Origin of the sequence: Pseudomonas sp. RIT623, assembly GCF_004519305.1 — a bacterium.
In the GTDB taxonomy this organism is placed as follows: Bacteria; Pseudomonadota; Gammaproteobacteria; order Pseudomonadales; family Pseudomonadaceae; genus Aquipseudomonas.
Window position 1 is genome coordinate 220,464 of sequence record NZ_SOZA01000002.1, and the last position, 18,668, is coordinate 239,131.

At 63.4% G+C, this 18,668-nt stretch carries 15 protein-coding genes; all 15 read right to left on the reverse strand.

Annotated features, from left to right (window positions below; translation table 11 throughout):
* Positions 1–59 precede the first annotated feature (59 nt).
* The gene (gene ispD, locus E3U47_RS02955) at positions 60–767 is read right to left on the reverse strand and encodes a 2-C-methyl-D-erythritol 4-phosphate cytidylyltransferase (protein WP_134689519.1); all 708 of its coding nucleotides are present in this window, start codon (positions 765–767) and stop codon (positions 60–62) included.
* Positions 764–1,045, reverse strand: coding sequence for a cell division protein FtsB (gene ftsB, locus E3U47_RS02960; RefSeq protein ID WP_011535259.1), 282 nt, complete (start codon positions 1,043–1,045; stop codon positions 764–766). The genes ispD and ftsB overlap by 4 nt, the downstream gene beginning before the upstream one ends.
* Positions 1,046–1,203: 158 nt before the next feature.
* Positions 1,204–2,493, reverse strand: a complete 1,290-nt coding sequence (gene eno / locus E3U47_RS02965) for a phosphopyruvate hydratase (protein WP_134689520.1) — start codon at positions 2,491–2,493, stop codon at positions 1,204–1,206.
* A gap of 155 nt (positions 2,494–2,648) precedes the next feature.
* On the reverse strand, positions 2,649–3,494 hold the full coding sequence (gene kdsA / locus E3U47_RS02970) for a 3-deoxy-8-phosphooctulonate synthase (RefSeq protein ID WP_134689521.1): 846 nt from the start codon (positions 3,492–3,494) through the stop codon (positions 2,649–2,651).
* A gap of 3 nt (positions 3,495–3,497) precedes the next feature.
* Positions 3,498–5,126: a CTP synthase gene (locus E3U47_RS02975; RefSeq protein ID WP_023630712.1), complete on the reverse strand. Its 1,629-nt coding sequence runs from the start codon at positions 5,124–5,126 to the stop codon at positions 3,498–3,500.
* A gap of 270 nt (positions 5,127–5,396) precedes the next feature.
* Positions 5,397–6,680: a tRNA lysidine(34) synthetase TilS gene (gene tilS / locus E3U47_RS02980; RefSeq protein WP_134689522.1), complete on the reverse strand. Its 1,284-nt coding sequence runs from the start codon at positions 6,678–6,680 to the stop codon at positions 5,397–5,399.
* 140 nt (positions 6,681–6,820) lie between these two features.
* Positions 6,821–7,768 (reverse strand): acetyl-CoA carboxylase carboxyltransferase subunit alpha, encoded by a 948-nt coding sequence (locus E3U47_RS02985; protein WP_134689523.1) that lies wholly within the window; start codon positions 7,766–7,768, stop codon positions 6,821–6,823.
* 105 nt (positions 7,769–7,873) lie between these two features.
* A complete protein-coding gene (gene dnaE, locus E3U47_RS02990) occupies positions 7,874–11,398 on the reverse strand; it encodes a DNA polymerase III subunit alpha (RefSeq protein WP_134689524.1) in 3,525 nt (1,174 codons plus the stop codon).
* 149 nt (positions 11,399–11,547) lie between these two features.
* Positions 11,548–12,171, reverse strand: coding sequence for a ribonuclease HII (gene rnhB / locus E3U47_RS02995; protein ID WP_134689525.1), 624 nt, complete (start codon positions 12,169–12,171; stop codon positions 11,548–11,550).
* A 1-nt stretch (position 12,172) separates the two neighbouring features.
* On the reverse strand, positions 12,173–13,300 hold the full coding sequence (gene lpxB / locus E3U47_RS03000) for a lipid-A-disaccharide synthase (protein ID WP_134689526.1): 1,128 nt from the start codon (positions 13,298–13,300) through the stop codon (positions 12,173–12,175).
* Between the two features lies 1 nt (position 13,301).
* Positions 13,302–14,078, reverse strand: coding sequence for an acyl-ACP--UDP-N-acetylglucosamine O-acyltransferase (gene lpxA / locus E3U47_RS03005; RefSeq protein ID WP_134689527.1), 777 nt, complete (start codon positions 14,076–14,078; stop codon positions 13,302–13,304).
* The gene (gene fabZ, locus E3U47_RS03010; RefSeq protein WP_003252314.1) at positions 14,075–14,515 is read right to left on the reverse strand and encodes a 3-hydroxyacyl-ACP dehydratase FabZ; all 441 of its coding nucleotides are present in this window, start codon (positions 14,513–14,515) and stop codon (positions 14,075–14,077) included. Before fabZ ends, lpxA begins: the two co-directional genes overlap by 4 nt.
* 114 nt (positions 14,516–14,629) lie before the next feature.
* Entirely contained in the window at positions 14,630–15,685 is a 1,056-nt protein-coding gene (lpxD, locus tag E3U47_RS03015) for a UDP-3-O-(3-hydroxymyristoyl)glucosamine N-acyltransferase (RefSeq protein WP_134689528.1), read from the reverse strand.
* Between the two features lies 1 nt (position 15,686).
* Positions 15,687–16,190, reverse strand: a complete 504-nt coding sequence (locus E3U47_RS03020; protein WP_023629834.1) for an OmpH family outer membrane protein — start codon at positions 16,188–16,190, stop codon at positions 15,687–15,689.
* A 44-nt stretch (positions 16,191–16,234) separates the two neighbouring features.
* Complete coding sequence (bamA, locus tag E3U47_RS03025) at positions 16,235–18,595, reverse strand: outer membrane protein assembly factor BamA (RefSeq protein ID WP_134689529.1); 2,361 nt, start codon at positions 18,593–18,595, stop codon at positions 16,235–16,237.
* Positions 18,596–18,668: the final 73 nt, after the last annotated feature.

The following is an 18,668-nucleotide window of genomic DNA, read 5'->3' on the forward strand; positions in this document are numbered from 1 at the left end:
GCATTGCCGGTGTTCGCGGGGCAAGCCCGCTCCTACAGAGGCGGTGCCAGGTCGGGCGCTCAGCGGCGCCCGGCCCAGCGCTGGCGCAACCACTCCAGGTCTTCCGGACGGGTCACCTTGATATTGTCGCTGCGCCCTTCGACCAGGCGCGGCGCATGACCGGCCCACTCGATAGCGGACGACTCGTCGGTGACCGCCACATCGGACACCAGGCACTCGGCCAACGCCCGATGCAACATGCCGAGGCGAAACATCTGCGGGGTGTAGGCCTGCCAGACGGTGCTGCGATCGACCGTGGCAGCCACCCTACCCTCGCAGTCGGCACGCTTGAGCGTGTCCCGAGCGGGTACGGCGAGCAATCCACCGACGGGATCTTCAGCCAGGGCTGACAGCAACTTGTCCAGATCGCCACGCGCCAGATTCGGCCGCGCGGCGTCGTGCACCAGCACCCAGTCGTCATCCGACGCGCCCTGGGCATGCAGCAGCAATAGCGCATTGAGCACCGAATCTGCACGCTCGTGACCGCCCGGCGCGCGCTGGATACGCGAATCGCTGGCGCTACGCAGGCCGGGCCAGTAAGGGTCATCTTCGGCAATGCTGACCACCACGCCCTTGAGCATGGGATGGTCGAGGAAACAGTCGAGGCTATGCTCGAGAATGGTCTGCCCGCCTAACTGCAGGTACTGCTTGGGGCGGTCGGCAGCCATGCGGGCACCTACGCCCGCGGCGGGAATCACGGCCCAGAAGGCCGGCAATACGTGGGTCATTTCTGCGGCAACTGGTAGAGGGTTTCGCCCTCCTTGACCATCCCCAACTCATGACGAGCCCGTTCTTCCACGGTCTCCATACCTTTCTTCAACTCCAGTACCTCGGCGTCGAGCACGCGGTTGCGCTCCAGCAAACGTTCGTTTTCCGCATGCTGGTCGGCAATCTGCTGCTTGAGCTCGGTCACTTGCGCCAGGCTGCCATTACCGACCCAAAGGCGATATTGCAGGCCACCGAGCAACAGGAGCAGGACGAGGAACAACCAATAGGGACTGCGCATGAAGATATCCAGGGTAAAAAAGGCCGCCGCAGCGAGCTTCCGATAGCACGAAGCCTGGCCAAGGCCAGGCTTCGTCGACAGAAACCCGTGGGAAACGCCTGAAAATTCAGTATGAACTTTCAGGCTGCCCCGGCTGCTGCCTTTTTACCATCTCTTGCTCAGCCGCGAAACTCGGCGCGACCGCGATAGACGGCCTTGGCACCCAGTTGCTCTTCGATGCGCAGCAGCTGGTTGTACTTGCTGACGCGGTCGGAGCGGCACAGCGAGCCGGTCTTGATCTGGCCTGCGGCGGTACCCACGGCCAGGTCGGCGATGGTCGAGTCTTCGGTTTCACCGGAACGGTGCGAGATCACCGCGGTGTAACCAGCGGCCTTGGCCATCTGGATGGCTTCCAGGGTTTCGGTCAGCGAGCCGATCTGGTTGAACTTGATCAGGATCGAGTTACCGATGCCCTTCTCGATGCCTTCCTTGAGGATCTTGGTGTTGGTGACGAACAGGTCATCGCCGACCAGTTGCACCTTCTCGCCGACCTTGTCGGTGAGGATCTTCCAGCCAGCCCAGTCCGACTCGTCCAGGCCGTCTTCGATCGAGATGATCGGGAAGCGCTCGGTCAGGCCCTTCAGGTAGTCGGCGAAGCCTTCGGCGTCGAACGACTTGCCTTCGCCGGACAGGTTGTACTTGCCGTCTTCGTAGAACTCGGAAGCCGCGCAGTCCAGCGCCAGGGTCACATCGGTGCCCAGCTTGTAGCCGGCTTTTTCCACGGCTTCGGCGATGGCGCCCAGGGCGTCTTCGTTGGAAGCCAGATTCGGCGCGAAACCACCTTCGTCACCCACGGCGGTGTTCAGGCCACGGGCCTTGAGCACGGCTTTGAGGTGGTGGAAGATTTCGGTGCCCATGCGCAGGCCGTCGGAGAAGGTCTTGGCGCCAACCGGCTGGACCATGAACTCCTGGATATCGACGTTGTTGTCGGCGTGCTCGCCGCCGTTGATGATGTTCATCATCGGCACCGGCATGGAGTACTGGCCCGGGGTACCGTTGAGGTTGGCGATGTGCGCGTACAGCGGCAGGTCCTGGTCCTGGGCGGCGGCCTTGGCGGCGGCCAGCGAGACGGCGAGGATGGCGTTGGCGCCCAGCTTGGCTTTGTTCTCGGTGCCGTCCAGCTCGATCATGGCGCGGTCCAGGGCTTTCTGGTCCGATGGGTCCTTGCCCAGCAGCAGGTCACGGATCGGGCCGTTGATGTTGGCGACAGCCTTCAGCACGCCCTTGCCCAGGTAACGGCTCTTGTCGCCATCACGCAGCTCCAGCGCTTCGCGCGAGCCAGTGGAAGCACCCGACGGCGCGCAAGCGCTGCCGATGATGCCGTTGTCGAGCAGGACATCGGCTTCCACGGTGGGGTTGCCACGCGAATCGAGAACTTCACGACCTTTGATGTCGACGATCTTTGCCATTGTTGTAAGCACTCCAGAATTGACGAAAACAACGCAGCTTTTGGGAATTCTTGCCGTTCACCAGGCGACATGGCACGGGCAGGCCTGGGGAAGGGAGCCCCCTGACCGATAGGTCAGGGGGTGGAACGGGCGGTACTTTACCCGAGAAATGAGCTTTACGCGGTTTCTACCGTCGGAAAACTTTTCACCAGGTCGTCCAGTTGCTTGAGCTGGGCCAGGAACGGCTCCAGCTTGTCCAGGCGCAAGGCGCACGGGCCGTCGCACTTGGCGTTGTCCGGGTCCGGGTGGGCCTCGAGGAACAACCCGGCCAGGCCCTGGCTCATGCCGGCCTTGGCCAGGTCGGTGACCTGGGCGCGGCGGCCACCGGCGGAGTCGGCGCGACCACCCGGGGTCTGCAGCGAGTGGGTCACGTCGAAGAACACCGGGTACTCGAACTCCTTCATGATGCCGAAGCCGAGCATGTCCACAACGAGGTTGTTGTAGCCGAAGCTCGAACCACGCTCGCAGAGGATCAGCTGGTCGTTGCCGGCCTCGACGCACTTGGCGAGGATATGCTTCATCTCGTGGGGCGCGAGGAACTGCGCCTTCTTGATGTTGATCACAGCGCCGGTCTTGGCCATCGCCACGACCAGGTCGGTCTGGCGCGACAGGAAGGCCGGCAGCTGGATGATGTCGCACACCTTGGCCACCGGTTCGCATTGGTAGGGCTCGTGCACGTCGGTGATCACCGGCACATTGAAGGTGCGTTTGATCTCCTCGAAGATTTTCAGGCCTTCTTCCATGCCCGGGCCGCGGTACGAATTGACCGACGAGCGGTTGGCCTTGTCGAAGCTGGCCTTGAACACGTACGGGATGCCGAGTTTTTCGGTGACCCGCACGTATTCCTCGCAGACCTTCAGGGCCAGGTCACGGGACTCCAGGACGTTCATGCCGCCGAACAGGACGAACGGCTTGTCGTTGGCGATCTCGATGTTACCGACGCGAATGATCTTCTGAGTCATGGATCAGGCCTTGTTCTTCTGTGCCAGGGCCGCCTTGACGAAGCCGCTGAACAGCGGGTGACCGTCACGCGGGGTGGAGGTGAACTCCGGGTGGAACTGGCAGGCGACGAACCATGGGTGGTCCTTCGACTCGACCACTTCGACCAGCGCGCCGTCTTCGGAGCGGCCGGATACCTGCAGGCCAGCCTCGACCAGCTGCGGCAGCAGCACGTTGTTGACTTCGTAGCGGTGACGGTGACGCTCGGTGATGATGTCCTTGCCGTAGCAGTCATGGACCTTGGAGCCGGCCGCCAGCTGGCAATCCTGCGCGCCCAGGCGCATGGTGCCACCCAGGTCGGACGCTTCGGTACGGGTTTCGACCGCGCCGGTGGCATCGGCCCACTCGGTGATCAGGCCGACTACCGGGTGGCCGCTGTTGCGGTCGAACTCGGTGGAGTTGGCGTCTTTCCAGCCCATCACGTTACGGGCGAATTCGATCACGGCAACCTGCATGCCCAGGCAGATGCCCAGGTACGGGACCTTGTTCTCACGGGCGTACTGCACCGCGGTGATCTTGCCTTCGACGCCGCGCAGGCCGAAACCACCCGGCACCAGGATGGCATCGGCGCCTTCGAGCAGGCTGGTGCCCTGGTTCTCGATGTCTTCGGAGTCGATGTAGCGCAGGTTGACCTTGGTGCGGTTGGTGATGCCGGCGTGGCTCATCGCTTCGATCAGCGACTTGTACGCGTCCAGCAGCTCCATGTACTTGCCGACCATGGCGATGGTCACTTCCTGCTCAGGGTTGAGCTTGGCATCGACCACCTTGTCCCACTCGGACAGGTCGGCGCTGTTGCACTGCAGGCCGAAGCGCTCGACGACGAAGTCGTCCAGGCCCTGGGCATGCAGCACGCCTGGGATCTTGTAGATGGTGTCGACGTCTTCCAGCGAAATCACCGCACGCTCTTCGACGTTGGTGAACAGCGCGATCTTGCGGCGCGACGAGGCGTCGACCGGGTGGTCGGAGCGGCAGATCAGCACGTCAGGCTGCAGACCGATGGAGCGCAACTCCTTGACCGAGTGCTGGGTTGGCTTGGTCTTGGTCTCGCCGGCGGTGGCGATGTACGGGACCAGGGTCAGGTGCATCAGCATGGCGCGCTTGGAGCCCACTTCGACGCGCAGCTGGCGGATGGCCTCGAGGAACGGCTGCGACTCGATGTCGCCCACGGTGCCGCCGATCTCGACCAGCGCGACGTCGGCATCGCCGGCGCCCTTGATGATGCGGCGCTTGATTTCGTCGGTGATGTGCGGGATGACCTGGATGGTCGCGCCCAGGTAGTCGCCACGGCGCTCTTTACGCAGCACGTGCTCGTAGATGCGGCCGGTGGTGAAGTTGTTGTTCTGGGTCATCGTGGTGCGGATGAACCGCTCGTAGTGGCCCAGGTCGAGGTCGGTTTCGGCGCCGTCATGGGTGACGAACACTTCGCCGTGCTGGAACGGGCTCATGGTGCCCGGGTCGACGTTGATGTACGGGTCCAGCTTGAGCATGGTGACCTTCAGGCCCCGCGCTTCCAGGATGGCCGCCAGGGAAGCCGAGGCAATGCCTTTCCCCAATGAAGAAACAACACCGCCCGTGACGAATATGTAGCGCGTCATGAAAAACCCTAGAAGTCTGCGTTAAGGCGGTCAGCGCCGCCGGAGAAAGCGAAGGAAGGCCGAAGCCCCCGATCACCTGCGTCAATCACAGTGCATCTCGAAAAACTGCCGCGTCTGTACAGACCAGGGGTATCCCCGGCATGGAGCTCGCTCGTCATTTTAAGAAATCAGCCCAGCAAAAAACTGCTTGGTAATCGGCAACCTCTGTGTTTTCGCGGAACCCACAGAAGCTGTATCAAGAAGGGAGGGTAGTCTACCTGAATGTACCCTTCAGCTCAAACCTTGCACGTTCGTCGGTGGCTGCCAGTGCAGTTGGCAATCTGCCAATGCCAGCTCGGGCAGGTTGGCCACCGCCAGCAACTGCTCGCCGCGATATAGCAACGGCAGGCGCGAGCGCACGAAGTGCGGGATCTGCGCCTCGTTGAGCAAGCGCTTGAGATCGCGCCGGCCGCGCCCTGGAATATCCAGCACTTCGCCACCTTGGCGATAGGCGATGCGCAGGCCGGCGCCCTCGGCGCGAGCTGCAAGCCAGACCTGGCCGTTACCCGGCAGCACCAGCGGCTGCGATGGATTCGGCCAGGCCTGCTCGCCAATCGGCGCTACCAGCCATTGTCCGTCCAGCCACCAGATGCGCCCATGGCCGCGCTGCACTTGACCGTCGGTCAGACGCCAGAGCGGACAGGCATCGCCGGCGGCGTCACGCAGGTCGTTCCAGCCAGCCCAGTGGCGACTGTCCGGCAGGCGGGTACGGTGGCTGAGCCAGGATTGCAGGGCATTGCGCTGGCGCGCCGGCGACAGGGCCTTGAGCACGGCGAGGTCAAGAGAGGCCAGGCCGAGCCAGGGCAGCGGCGCATTGTCGCAGGCCGGGGCCAGGTCGCTGGCGGCCAGCTCGTCGAGCAAGCCCAGCGCCTCGCCCAGGTGCTCGGCACTGCGCGCCAGATTGGCGTCCACTTGCGGCCAGCGACCGCGCAACAGCGGCAGGGCCTCGCCACGGAGGAAGTTGCGGGCAAAGGCCGTGTCGTCATTGGACGGGTCATCGACCCATACCAGCCCGTGAGTGTCGGCGTAGGCCTGCAACTGCTGGCGCGACAGCCCCAGCATCGGCCGCACCAGGCTACCCTGCCCCAGAACCCGATGCTCCGGCATGGCGGACAATCCGCGCAGGCCGGCACCGCGCAGCAGGCGAAAAAGCAGGGTCTCAGCCTGATCGTCACGGTGCTGCCCCGTGAACAACACCGCGCCAGCGCCCAGTCGCTTTACAAAGGCTTCATAGCGGGCATTGCGGGCCGCCTGCTCGAGGCTGGCGCCGGGGGCGACCCGGACAGGGATTACCTCAAGCTCGACACCCAGGGTGGCACACACCGCTCGGCAGTGATCGGGCCAGGCGTCGGCGGCGGCTTGCAGGCCGTGATGGATATGGATGGCGCGCAGGGGCGGCGTTGAATGGTTGCGAGAGTAATCAGCGAGCTGGTGCAGGAGGACAGTGGAGTCCAGGCCGCCAGAGAAGGCGACGTACCAGGCGGGAGCATTGAGCCAAGGGGTGAGGTTGAACATCAGGGCCTCACAGGGCTTGAGATCGCCGGGGTCGCTTTGCGCCCCTTTCGCGACACAAGGCCGCTCCTACAAGGGATCGCGGTCGCCTGTAGGAGCGGCCTTGTGTCGCGAAAGGGCCGCGAAGCGACCCCCGCAATGCATCAGAGGCCGTAGCTCATCAGGCGATCGTAACGGCGCTTGAGCAGCGCGTCGTTGTCGAGCTTGCCGAGCATGTCCAGCTGTTCGACCAGGTCGCCACGGATGCTCGCGGCCATCGCGGCCGGGTCGCGGTGGGCGCCACCCAGGGGCTCGCCGATGACCTTGTCGACGATGTTCAGGCTCTTCAGGCGCTCGGCGGTGATACCCATGGCCTCGGCGGCGTCGGCAGCCTTGTCGGCGGTCTTCCACAGGATCGAGGCGCAGCCTTCCGGCGAGATCACCGAGTAGGTGGAATACTGCAGCATGTTCAGCTGGTCGCACACGCCAATGGCCAGCGCGCCGCCGGAACCACCCTCACCGATCACGGTGGCGATGATCGGGGTCTTCAGGCGCGCCATCACGCGCAGGTTCCAGGCAATGGCCTCGCTCTGGTTGCGCTCTTCGGCGTCGATGCCCGGGTAGGCACCCGGGGTGTCGATGAAGGTCAGGATCGGCATCTTGAAGCGCTCGGCCATTTCCATCAGGCGGCAGGCCTTGCGGTAGCCTTCCGGGCGCGGCATGCCGAAGTTACGGCGGACCTTCTCGCGCACTTCGCGGCCCTTCTGGTGGCCGATGACCATGACCGGCTTGTCGTTCAGGCGCGCGGTACCGCCGACGATCGCGGCGTCGTCGGAGAAGTGACGGTCGCCGTGCAGCTCTTCGAACTCGGTGAAGATGTGGTCGATGTAGTCGAGCGTGTACGGACGGCGCGGGTGACGGGCCAGGCGGGCGATCTGCCAGCTGGTCAGGTTGCCGAAGATGCTCTCGGTCAGGGTGCTGCTCTTGTCTTGCAGACGGGCAATTTCATCGCTGATGTTCAGCGAGTTGTCGTTGCCCACCAGGCGCAGCTCTTCGATCTTGGCTTGCAGGTCGGCAATCGGCTGTTCGAAATCGAGGAAATTCGGGTTCATAGGCTTCCGTCTTGGGTCTACGGCCAGGCGGCCGGCCGGTGGATCCGTTTGGCGCCCTACCTTAAGGGATCAGGCGCATAAAGGTCGAGATTAAAATGCGTCGTTTCAACGGTATTGCAGGAAGACGTTCTCACGTCCGAACTGGTCACGCAGTGCCTGAATCAGCCCATCGGCGGGGTCGATGCACCACTGGTCGCCGAATTGCAGCATGGCCTTGGCGTCGCTGCCGGTGTACTCCAGGGTGATCGGGCAGCCACCGCGATGGCGGGTGATCAGTTCGCCCAGCCAGCTCAGGCGGTCGCCCTTGAGCGCGTCATGGCTGATCTTCAGGCGCAGGCTCTCGGCCAGCTTGGTCCGCGCGTCCTCCATGGTCATCACGGTCTTGACCCGCAGGCGCAGGCCGCCGGAGAAGTCATCGTTGCTCACCTCCCCTTCCACCACCACCATGGCGTCGGTCTGCAGCAGGGCCTGGGCGGCCATGAAGGCGTCGGCGAACAGCGAGGCCTCGATGCGCCCTGAGCGGTCATCGAGGGTGACGAAGCCCATCTTGTCGCCCTTCTTGTTCTTCATCACCCGAAGGGCAATGATCATCCCGGCGATGGTCTGGGTATCCCGCGCGGGCTTCAGGTCGACAATGCGCTGGCGGGCGAAGCGGCGAATCTCGGTCTCGTACTCGTCGATCGGGTGACCGGTGAGGTAGAGGCCAAGGGTGTCCTTTTCGCCTTTCAGGCGCTCTTTGAGGGTCAGTTCGCGCACCTTGCGGTGGTTGGCATAGACGTCCACGTCGGCGGCGTCGAACATGCCGCCGAACAGGTCGACGTGGCCGCTGTCGGCGGTGTGCGCGGCCTGCTCGGCGGCCTTCACCGCCTCGCCCAGCGCCGACAGCAAGGTTGCGCGGTTGATGTCGATGTTGGCCTGGTAGGCCTTGATCTCGTCATGGAAATGCGGGCCCAGGCGGTCCAGTGCGCCGCTGCGGATCAGCGCGTCCAGGGTACGCTTGTTGACCCGCTTGAGGTCGATACGCTCGCAGAAATTGAACAGGTCCTTGAACGGACCGCCTTCGGCGCGCGCCTCGACGATCGCCTCCACCGGGCCTTCGCCCACGCCCTTGATCGCCCCCAGGCCATAGACGATACGGCCGTCGTTGTTGACGGTGAACTTGAAGTCGGAGAAGTTCACGTCCGGCGCGTCCAGGCGCAGCTTCATGCTGCGCACTTCCTCGACCAGCACCACGACCTTGTCGGTGTTGTGCATATCCGCAGACAGCACCGCGGCCATGAATGGCGCCGGGTGATGGGTCTTCAGCCAGGCGGTCTGGTACGACACCAGGCCGTAGGCGGCGGAGTGGGATTTGTTGAAGCCGTAGCCGGCGAATTTTTCTACCAGGTCGAAGATGTTACCGGCAAGATCGGCATCGATATTGTTGGCGACGCAGCCTTCGATGAAACCGCCGCGCTGCTTGGCCATTTCCTCGGGCTTTTTCTTACCCATGGCCCGGCGCAGCATGTCGGCGCCGCCGAGGGTGTAGCCGGCCATTACCTGGGCGATCTGCATTACCTGTTCCTGGTACAGGATGATGCCGTAGGTGGGCGCCAGTACCGGCTTGAGGCCTTCGTACTGGTAGTCCGAGTGCGGGTAGGCCAGCTCCGCGCGACCGTGCTTGCGGTTGATGAAGTCGTCCACCATGCCCGACTGCAACGGGCCGGGGCGGAACAGCGCCACCAGTGCGATGAGGTCTTCCAGGCAGTCGGGCTTGAGCTTCTTGATCAGCTCTTTCATGCCGCGCGATTCGAGCTGGAACACCGCCGTGGTCTCGGCTTTTTGCAGCAGCTCGTAGGTCTTGCGATCGTCCAGCGGGATGAAGTCGATGTTGACGTCGGGCAGGTTCTTCTTGGCCTGCTCGCGGTTGATGATCTCCATCGCCCACTTGATGATGGTCAGGGTACGCAGGCCGAGGAAGTCGAACTTCACCAGGCCCGCGGCCTCGACATCGTCCTTGTCGAACTGGGTCACCAGGCCGCCGCCCTCTTCGTCACAGGCAATCGGCGAGAAATCGGTGAGTTTGGTCGGCGCGATCACCACGCCACCGGCGTGCTTGCCGGTACCACGGGTGACACCTTCGAGCTTCAGGGCCATGTCCCAGATCTCGCGGGCATCCTCATCGCCCTTGAGGAAGTCGCGCAGGATCTCTTCCTGCTCGTAGGCCTTCTCCAGGGTCATGCCCACTTCGAACGGGATCATCTTCGACAGGCGGTCTGCCAGGCCGTAGGACTTGCCCTGCACCCGCGCCACGTCGCGCACCACCGCCTTGGCGGCCATGGTGCCGAAGGTGATGATCTGGCTTACCGCGTTGCGCCCGTAGGCCTCGGCCACGTAGTCGATCACCCGGTCGCGGCCATCCATGCAGAAGTCGACGTCGAAGTCTGGCATGGAAATACGTTCAGGGTTGAGGAAACGTTCGAACAGCAGGTCGTAGGCCAACGGGTCGAGGTCGGTGATCTTCAGCACGTAGGCCACCAGCGAGCCGGCGCCCGAGCCCCGACCAGGGCCAACCGGGACGTCGTTGTTCTTGGCCCACTTGATGAAGTCCATAACGATCAGGAAGTAACCGGGGAAGCCCATCTGGATGATGATGTCCAGCTCGAACTTCAGGCGGTCCAGGTAGACCTGGCGCTTTTCTTCGTAGTTGGGCGTGGTCTCCTTCGGCCACAGCACCGCCAGGCGCTCCTCCAGGCCTTCGTGGGAAACGTGGCGCAGGTAGTCATCGATGCCCATGCCGTTGGGCGTCGGGAAGTCAGGCAGGAAGTACTTGCCCAACTGCACGGTAATGTTGCAGCGCTTGGCGATTTCCACGGTGTTGGCGATAGCGTCCGGCAGGTCGCTGAACAGCTCGGCCATTTCCTCGGCGGACTTGAGGTACTGCTGGTCGCTGTAGCCGCGCGGGCGGCGTGGGTCGTCGAGGGTCCAGCCCTCGCCGATGCACACGCGGGTCTCGTGGGCATCGAAGTCCGATTGCTTGACGAACCGCACGTCGTTGGTCGCCACCAGCGGTGCGCCGAGTTTGTCGGCCAGGGCCACGGCGGCATGCACGTACTCCTCGTCACCTGCGCGGTTGGTGCGCTGCAGCTCGACGTAGAAGCGCTCGGGGAACATGCCCATCCAATCGGCGAGCAGGACTTCGGCCTCACCTTGGCGACCGGACATCAAGGCCATGCCGATATCGCCTTCCTTGCCTGCCGACAGGGCGATCAACCCCTCGTTGGCCGGGGCGATCCAGTCACGCTGAATGATCACCAGGCCGTTGCGCTGGCCATCGGTCCAGCCGCGCGAAATCAGTTCGGTGAGGTTGCGGTAGCCCTTGGGGTTCATCGCCAGGAAGCAGATGCGCGACAGCGGCGCCTCGGGGTCGGCCCCGGCAAGCCACAGGTCGGCGCCACAGATCGGCTTGATGCCGGCGCCCATGGCGGTCTTGTAGAACTTCACCAGCGAACACATGTTGCTCTGGTCGGTGATCGCCACCGCCGGCATGTTCATCCCCGCCAGAGCCTTGGCCAGCGGCTTGATCCGCACCAGGCCGTCGACCAGGGAGAATTCGGAATGCACGCGAAGGTGAACGAAGGAGACCGACATGGAGGATCCTGTAGCAGAGCTGAACGACAAGGGCGCGATTGTAGCGTAAATGGCGCAGGGGGATCGAAAGCATCGCGGGGCAAGCCCGCCCCCAACGCCGGATGATCAAGCGTGGGAGCGGCCTTGCCCCGCGATGGGCGGCAAACCAATCAAATCAACGAGCTGGAGACGCCCTCACGGGCCTCCCATGCCGCTCGCACCGGCGCGAACGAGCGCCGATGGATGGGCGTAGGCCCAAGCCGGGCCAAGGCCTCGAGATGCACCGGCGTCGGATAACCCTTGTGCCCACCGATCCCGTAGCCGGGGTAGATCAGCTCGAAGGCGCTCATCTCGCGGTCACGGGTGACCTTGGCCAGGATCGAGGCCGCGGCGATGGCCGGCACCTGGGAGTCGCCCTTGACCACCGGGGCCGCCGGCACTGCCAGCTTCGGGCAGCGGTTACCATCGATCAACGCCAGCTTCGGCGTGACATGCAGCCCCTCGACCGCGCGCTGCATGGCCAGCATGGTGGCCTGCAGGATATTCAGCCGGTCGATTTCCTCGACCTCGGCGCGGGCAATGCAGAAACTCAGGGCCTTTTCGCAGATTTCGTCGAACAGCGCCTCGCGCCTGGCCTCGGTGAGTTTCTTCGAGTCGTTCAGGCCAAGGATCGGCCGGGTCGGGTCGAGAATCACCGCGGCGGTGACCACCGCGCCGCACAGCGGGCCACGGCCGACCTCGTCGACACCGGCGACCAGGTCCTCGACCAGGTTGAAATCCAGTCCCATCTGCATGTCAGCGGTCCTTCAGCAGGGCGAGCACCGCGTCAGCCGCCTGGTTGGAGGCGTCGCGGCGCAGGGTGCGGTGAATCTGATCGAAGCTGTCGGTCTGCTGCGCGCCGTCCCTGAGCAACGGTGCCAAGGTTTGCGCCAGCGCTTCGCTGGTGGCGGCCTCCTGCAATAGCTCGGGCACCAGCAAGCGCTGGGCCAGCAGGTTGGGCAGCGAAACGTAGGGGCTCTTGACCATGCGCTTGAGGACCCAGTACGTCAACGGTGCCAGGCGGTAGGCCACCACCATCGGCCGCTTGTACAGCATCGCTTCCAAGGTGGCGGTCCCCGAGGCGATCAACACCGCGTCACAGGCCGCCAGGGCCTTGTGCGATTGACCGTCGAGCAGGCTCAGCGGCAAGTCGCGCCCTGCGAGCATCTGCTCGACCTGGGCACGGCGTGCAGCGTTGGCACAGGGCAACACGAATCGCACACCCGGCACCAACTCACACAGGCGCTGGGCAGCATCGAGGAACAGGGCCCCCAGGCGCCCTACTTCGCCGCCCCGGCTACCAGGCATCAGCGCGATGACCGGGCCATCGCCCAGGCCCAACCCGGCACGCGCCGCGCCACGGTCAGCCTCGAGGGGAATGGTATCGGCCAGCGGGTGGCCGACGAATCGCACCGGCACGCCCTGCTCTTCATAGAAGCGCGCCTCGAATGGCAGCAGGGTCAGCATCAGGTCGCAACCCTCGCGAATCTTCAACACACGCTTCTGCCGCCAGGCCCAGACCGAAGGGCTGACGTAGTGCACGGTCTTGATCCCGGCCTGGCGCAGTTTGAGTTCGATATTGAGGGTGAAGTCGGGAGCGTCGATGCCGATGAACACATCGGGCCGTTCGTCGATCAGCGTCTGGATCAGCAACTTGCGGCGCTTGAGCAGTTCGCGCAGACGACCGAGCACTTCCACCAGGCCCATGACCGCCAGGCGCTCCATGGGGAAGTAAGAGGTCATGCCCTCGGCTTCCATCAAGGGGCCACCAACACCGATGAAGCGCACATCAGGGTGGCGGGCCTTGATGGCACGCATCAGGCCGGAGCCGAGTATGTCGCCGCTGGCCTCGCCCGCGACCAACGCAACACAAAGCTGGCCCATGTCAGCGGGTGATGCCGCGGGCGGAGTTGGCAATCGACTGGCGGAATACGTCGACTTCAGGGAACTGGCTGACCAACTCGTCCAGCTCCTTCAATGCCTCTTCGACGGTCAGCCCCTGACGGTAGACGATCTTGTAGGCGCGGCGCAGCGCATGCAGCACTTCATCGCTGAAACCGCGGCGACGCAGGCCTTCGAAGTTCATGCTACGCGCTTCGGCGGGGCTGCCGAACACGGTGACGTAGGCCGGTACGTCCTTGCCGATCGCCGTGCCCATGCCCGAGAAGGCGTGGGCGCCGATGTGGCAATACTGGTGCACCAGGGTGTAGCCGGACAGGATAGCCCAATCGCCGACATGTACATGGCCGGCCAGGGCCGTGTTGTTGACCAGGATGCAGTGATTGCCGATCACGCTGTCGTGGCCGATGTGGGCATAGGCCATGATCAGGTTGTGATCGCCCAGGGTGGTCTCCGCACGATCCTGGATAGTGCCCCGGTGGATGGTGACACCCTCGCGGATCACGTTGTGGTCACCGATCACCAAGCGCGTCGGCTCCCCCTTGTACTTCAGGTCAGGGGTGTCTTCGCCAATCGACGAGAACTGGTAGATACGGTTGTGCTTGCCGATGCGGGTCGGCCCCTTGAGCACCACGTGCGGACCGATGACGGTGCCTTCCCCGATTTCTACATCGGGGCCTACGATCGACCAGGGACCGACCTCGACACCCGCGGCCAGCTTGGCCGAGGGGTCGATGATCGCCCGAGGGTCAATCGAACTCATAGGGAACGTTCCGCGCAGGTGATTTCTGCCGAGCAGACCGGCTTGCCGTCCACCAGGGCGCGGCACTCGAACTTCCAGATCATGCTCTTGCGGCTGAGGAACTTGGCCTCCAGCACCAGCTGGTCGCCCGGCAGCACCGGCTGACGGAAGCGCAGCTTGTCGGAGCCGACGAAGTAGTAGAGGGTGCCGTCGGCCGGTTTGGCGTCGAGCATCTTGAATCCGAGAATCCCGGCCGCCTGAGCCATCGCCTCGATGATCAACACGCCCGGCATGATCGGATGCGCCGGGAAGTGGCCATTGAAGAACGGCTCGTTGATGCTGACATTCTTGTAGGCACGAATGCTTTGAGCCTCGAAGTCCAGATCCGTGACCCGGTCCACCAGCAGGAACGGGTAACGGTGAGGCAGGTATTCGCGAATCTCGTTGATGTCCATCATTTCGGGGGGAAGCCTGTAATAAGAATAGGGAGCGCAGGTGCTGGCCACGGGCGTCTCGTGCAGATCCACAGAGACACCGGCCAGCGACTGCTCACGCTCGCTCGGAAAAAGGTATCAGCCTTCTGATGTCGGCTGGCCATCCGAGGTCACGGTGTCGACACGTTTTTCCAACTGTCCGAGACGCTTGGCCATCTCGTCCAATTGGCGAATACGCGCGGCGCTCTTGCGCCAATCAGCCAGCGGTTGCATGGCCGTACCGGACGAGTAGCCACCCGGCTCGGTAATCGAGCGGGTCACCATGGTCATTCCGGAGACGAATACGTTATCGCAAACGTCGATGTGACCGACCATTCCGACGCCACCGGCGATCATGCAGTGCTTGCCGATCTTGGTGCTACCAGAGATACCGACACAGGCGGCCATCGCCGTATGGTCGCCGACCTGGACGTTGTGGGCGATCTGAATCTGATTGTCGAGCTTGACGCCATCACCGATGCGCGTATCCGACAGGGCGCCGCGGTCCACCGCGGTGTTCACGCCGATTTCGACGTCGTCGCCCAGGGTGACGCCGCCGATCTGGGCGATCTTGCGCCAGATGCCTTTCTCGTTGGCGAAGCCGAAGCCCTCGCCGCCGATCACCGCGCCCGACTGAATCACCACGCGCTTGCCGATGCTCACGTCATGGTAAAGCGTCACTCGCGGGGCGAGCCAGCCGCCTTCACCGATCACGCAACGAGCACCGATGAAGCAGTGGGCACCGACCGTCACGTTGGCGCCGATACGCGCGCCGCTCTCGATGACCGCGAACGGACCGATACTGGCACTGGCGTCGACCTGTGCGTCATCCGCTACCACGGCGCTGGGATGAACTCCCGCCACAGCCTTGGGCTTTGGATCGAACAGGTGCGAAATGCGCGCATACGCCAGGTAAGGATCGGGCACGATCAGGGCGTTGCCGGCAAAGCCTTCGGCATCCTCGGCCTTGAGCAGCACCGCGCTGGCCTGGCTCTCGTCCAGGAACTTGCGGTACTGCTTGTTGGCCAGGAAACTCAACTGACCCTGGCCAGCCTCCTGCAAGGTGGCCAGCCCGGTGATTTCCAGCGCCTCGGGGCCGTTGAGGCTGGCCCCAAGGGCCTCGGCCAATTGGCCGAGTGTCATTGTCACGGTCATATCAACGCGCTTGGTTCATACGCTCGATCACCTGACGGGTGATGTCGTACTGCGGTTTGACGTCGATGACCGCGCCACGCTCGAGCACCAGGTCGAAGCCACCCTTCTTGATGACTTCTTCCACGGCGCCATCCAGTTTCGGCTTGAGCTGCTTGAGCATGTCGCGGTCGGCCACGGCCTTGGCTTCGTTCAGCTCCTTGGACTGGAACTGGAAGTCACGGGCCTTCTGCTTGAATTCGAGTTCCAGACGCTCGCGCTCTGGCTGAGGCATCTTGTCGCCGCCCTTGATCAGACGATCCTGGATGCCCTTGGCGCTGCTTTCCAGGCCCTTGAGCTTGGTCAGTTGCGGGCCGAACTTCTTCTCGGCATCCACGGCATACTTCTTGGCCGCGTCGGATTCCAGCAGCGCCATCTGATAGTTCAGCACGGCAACCTTCATTTCGGCGAAAGCCGGGGTGGCGACCAGCGCCGCGGCCACGAGGGCCAGTTGGGTCAACTTACGCACGATGCACTCCTGGATAATCCGTTGTCGTTATGCAAGGGCCGACCTCAGAAGGTCTGGCCCAGAGAGAATTGGAACACTTGCGTGTCGGCGTCGTCCGGCTTCTTGATCGGCATCGCCAGGCTGAAGCTCAGCGGGCCCAGCGCGGTGATCCAGGTCACGCCCAGACCGACGGAGCTGGCCATGTCCGAGAAACCGACCTTGGTGCAATCGGGCTTCGAGCCGCAGTTGGTATCGAACACATTACCCACGTCCCAGAATACCGAGGTACGCAGCGAGCGCTGATCCTTGACGAACGGCAGTGGGAACAGCAACTCGACACCACCCTGGACGAGGACGTTACCACCGAACGGCAGTGGATCCTGATCCGGGTCGGCGATGGTGCCCTGGTTGCCGGTCACCGCAGCGCCACGGCTTGGCGTACTGCGTGGGCCCAGGGTGCTGTCCTTGAAGCCGCGCACGGAGTTGAAGCCACCGGCGTAGTAGTTCTCGTAGAACGGCAGGCCCGAGGTCGAACCGAAACCATCACCATAGCCCAGTTCGGTGTGCAGGCGCAGGGTGTAGTCGTTGTTGATTGGCTTGAACAGCTGGCCGCGGTAGTCGAGCTTGTAGAACGACAGGTCGCTGCCCGGCACGGTGGTTTCCAGGGTCAGGCTCTGCGAGTGACCACGGGTGGCCAGCACGCCCTTGTTCAGGGTGGATTCGGACCAGCCGATCGACGCCTTGAAGTTGAGGAAGCTGTCGCCTTCGTCCTGGATGAACTTGAAGATCTCATCCACGGTGTAGCGACCGGTTTTCAGTTTGTCCTGCTGCACGGTCAGGCCGTAGGTCAGGCGCGAAGTCTCGCTGATCGGGTAACCGAGGCTGACACCGGCACCGAGGCTGTCCACCGCGTAGCTGGCCACGTCGACATCGAGGTCGTCGTAGTCGGTGCTGCGGTAGAAGGCGTTGTAGCCCAGGCTCACACCGTCGGCGGTGAAGTAGGGATCGACGAAGCCGAAGTTGTAGCGGGTCTGGTATTCGGAACGGGTCAGGCCGATGGAGACCTTGTTACCGGAACCCAGGAAGTTGCTCTGGCTGATCGAGCCGCCGAGGATCAAGCCGGCGCTCTGGGCGAAACCGACGCTGGCGGTGATCGAGCCGGAGGCCTGCTCCTCGACGCTGTAGTTGACGTCGACCTGGTCGTCGGTGCCTGGCACCGGCGGGGTCTCGACGTTGACTTCCTTGAAGAAGCCCAGGCGCTCGAGGCGGGTCTTGGACTGGTCGATCAGGTAGGTCGAGGCCCAGCCGCCTTCCATCTGGCGCATCTCGCGACGCAGCACCTGGTCTTCGGTCTTGGTGTTGCCGCGGTAGTTGATGCGGTTGACGTAGGCACGCTTGCCCGGATCGACGACGAACATGATGTCGACAGTGTGATCTTCGTCGTTCGGCTGTGGCACGCCGTTGACGTTGGCGAAGGTGTAACCTTCGTTACCCAGCCGGCGGGTGATCAGGTCGGACGTGGTGGTCATCACCTTGCGCGAGAACACCTGCCCCGGCTGCACCAGCAGCAACGACTTGACCTGGTCTTCCGGTACCTTGAGGTCACCGGAGAGCTTCACGTCGCGGACGGTGTACTTCTCGCCTTCGTTGATGTTGACGGTGATGTAGACGTGCTTCTTGTCCGGGGTGATCGACACCTGGGTAGAGGCGATGTCCATGTTGATGTAGCCGCGGTCCAGGTAGTAGGAACGCAGGCGCTCGAGGTCACCGGAGAGTTTTTCGCGGGCGTACTTGTCGTCGTTCTTGAAGAACGACAGCCAATTGGTGGTCTTGAGCTCGAACAGCTGGCCAAGGGTCTCGTCGTCGAAGACCGTGTTGCCCACCACGTTGATGTGCTGGATCGCGGCCACGGTGCCTTCGTTGATCTTGATCTTCAGGCCAACGCGGTTGCGCGGCTGCGGCACGACCTCGGCGTCGACCTCGGCCGAGTAGCGGCCCTGGGCCACGTACTGGCGCTGCAGCTCGTTACGCACGCCTTCGAGGGTCGCGCGCTGGAAAATTTCGCCTTCGGCCAGGCCCGACTGTTTCAGGCCCTTCATCAGGTCTTCGGTGCTGATCGCCTTGTTGCCTTCGATCTCGATGCTCGACACCGATGGGCGCTCGACCACGTTGATGATCAGGACATTGCCGTCGCGGTTCAGCTGAATGTCCTGGAAGAAGCCGGTCTTGAACAGCGAGCGGGTCGAATCGACCAGACGGCGGTCGTCGACCTGGTCACCGACGTTCAGCGGCAAGGCGCCGAACACGCTGCCGGCGGAGACCCGCTGCAAGCCGTTGACACGGATATCGGAGATGGTGAAGGACTCGGCGTGAACTTCAGCGATCATCAGTGCGGAGAGCACCGCAGTTAGCAGCAGACGTTTCATGAAGTCCTTTTATTCCAACTGGCAATAAACAACCCGCCGCGACAGGGCGGCAGGTTTTCGCGATTGAGCGAAG

Excerpts from the sequence above, each read along its gene's own strand:
- ispD (WP_134689519.1), bottom strand. The coding sequence starts at position 767 with ATGACCCACGTATTGCCGGCCTTCTGGGCCGTGATTCCCGCCGCGGGC.
- ftsB (WP_011535259.1), bottom strand. The coding sequence starts at position 1,045 with ATGCGCAGTCCCTATTGGTTGTTCCTCGTCCTGCTCCTGTTGCTCGGT.
- eno (WP_134689520.1), bottom strand. The coding sequence starts at position 2,493 with ATGGCAAAGATCGTCGACATCAAAGGTCGTGAAGTTCTCGATTCGCGT.
- kdsA (WP_134689521.1), bottom strand. The coding sequence starts at position 3,494 with ATGACTCAGAAGATCATTCGCGTCGGTAACATCGAGATCGCCAACGAC.
- E3U47_RS02975 (WP_023630712.1), bottom strand. The coding sequence starts at position 5,126 with ATGACGCGCTACATATTCGTCACGGGCGGTGTTGTTTCTTCATTGGGG.
- tilS (WP_134689522.1), bottom strand. The coding sequence starts at position 6,680 with ATGTTCAACCTCACCCCTTGGCTCAATGCTCCCGCCTGGTACGTCGCC.
- E3U47_RS02985 (WP_134689523.1), bottom strand. The coding sequence starts at position 7,768 with ATGAACCCGAATTTCCTCGATTTCGAACAGCCGATTGCCGACCTGCAA.
- dnaE (WP_134689524.1), bottom strand. The coding sequence starts at position 11,398 with ATGTCGGTCTCCTTCGTTCACCTTCGCGTGCATTCCGAATTCTCCCTG.
- rnhB (WP_134689525.1), bottom strand. The coding sequence starts at position 12,171 with ATGCAGATGGGACTGGATTTCAACCTGGTCGAGGACCTGGTCGCCGGT.
- lpxB (WP_134689526.1), bottom strand. The coding sequence starts at position 13,300 with ATGGGCCAGCTTTGTGTTGCGTTGGTCGCGGGCGAGGCCAGCGGCGAC.
- lpxA (WP_134689527.1), bottom strand. The coding sequence starts at position 14,078 with ATGAGTTCGATTGACCCTCGGGCGATCATCGACCCCTCGGCCAAGCTG.
- fabZ (WP_003252314.1), bottom strand. The coding sequence starts at position 14,515 with ATGATGGACATCAACGAGATTCGCGAATACCTGCCTCACCGTTACCCG.
- lpxD (WP_134689528.1), bottom strand. The coding sequence starts at position 15,685 with ATGACCGTGACAATGACACTCGGCCAATTGGCCGAGGCCCTTGGGGCC.
- bamA (WP_134689529.1), bottom strand. The coding sequence starts at position 18,595 with ATGAAACGTCTGCTGCTAACTGCGGTGCTCTCCGCACTGATGATCGCT.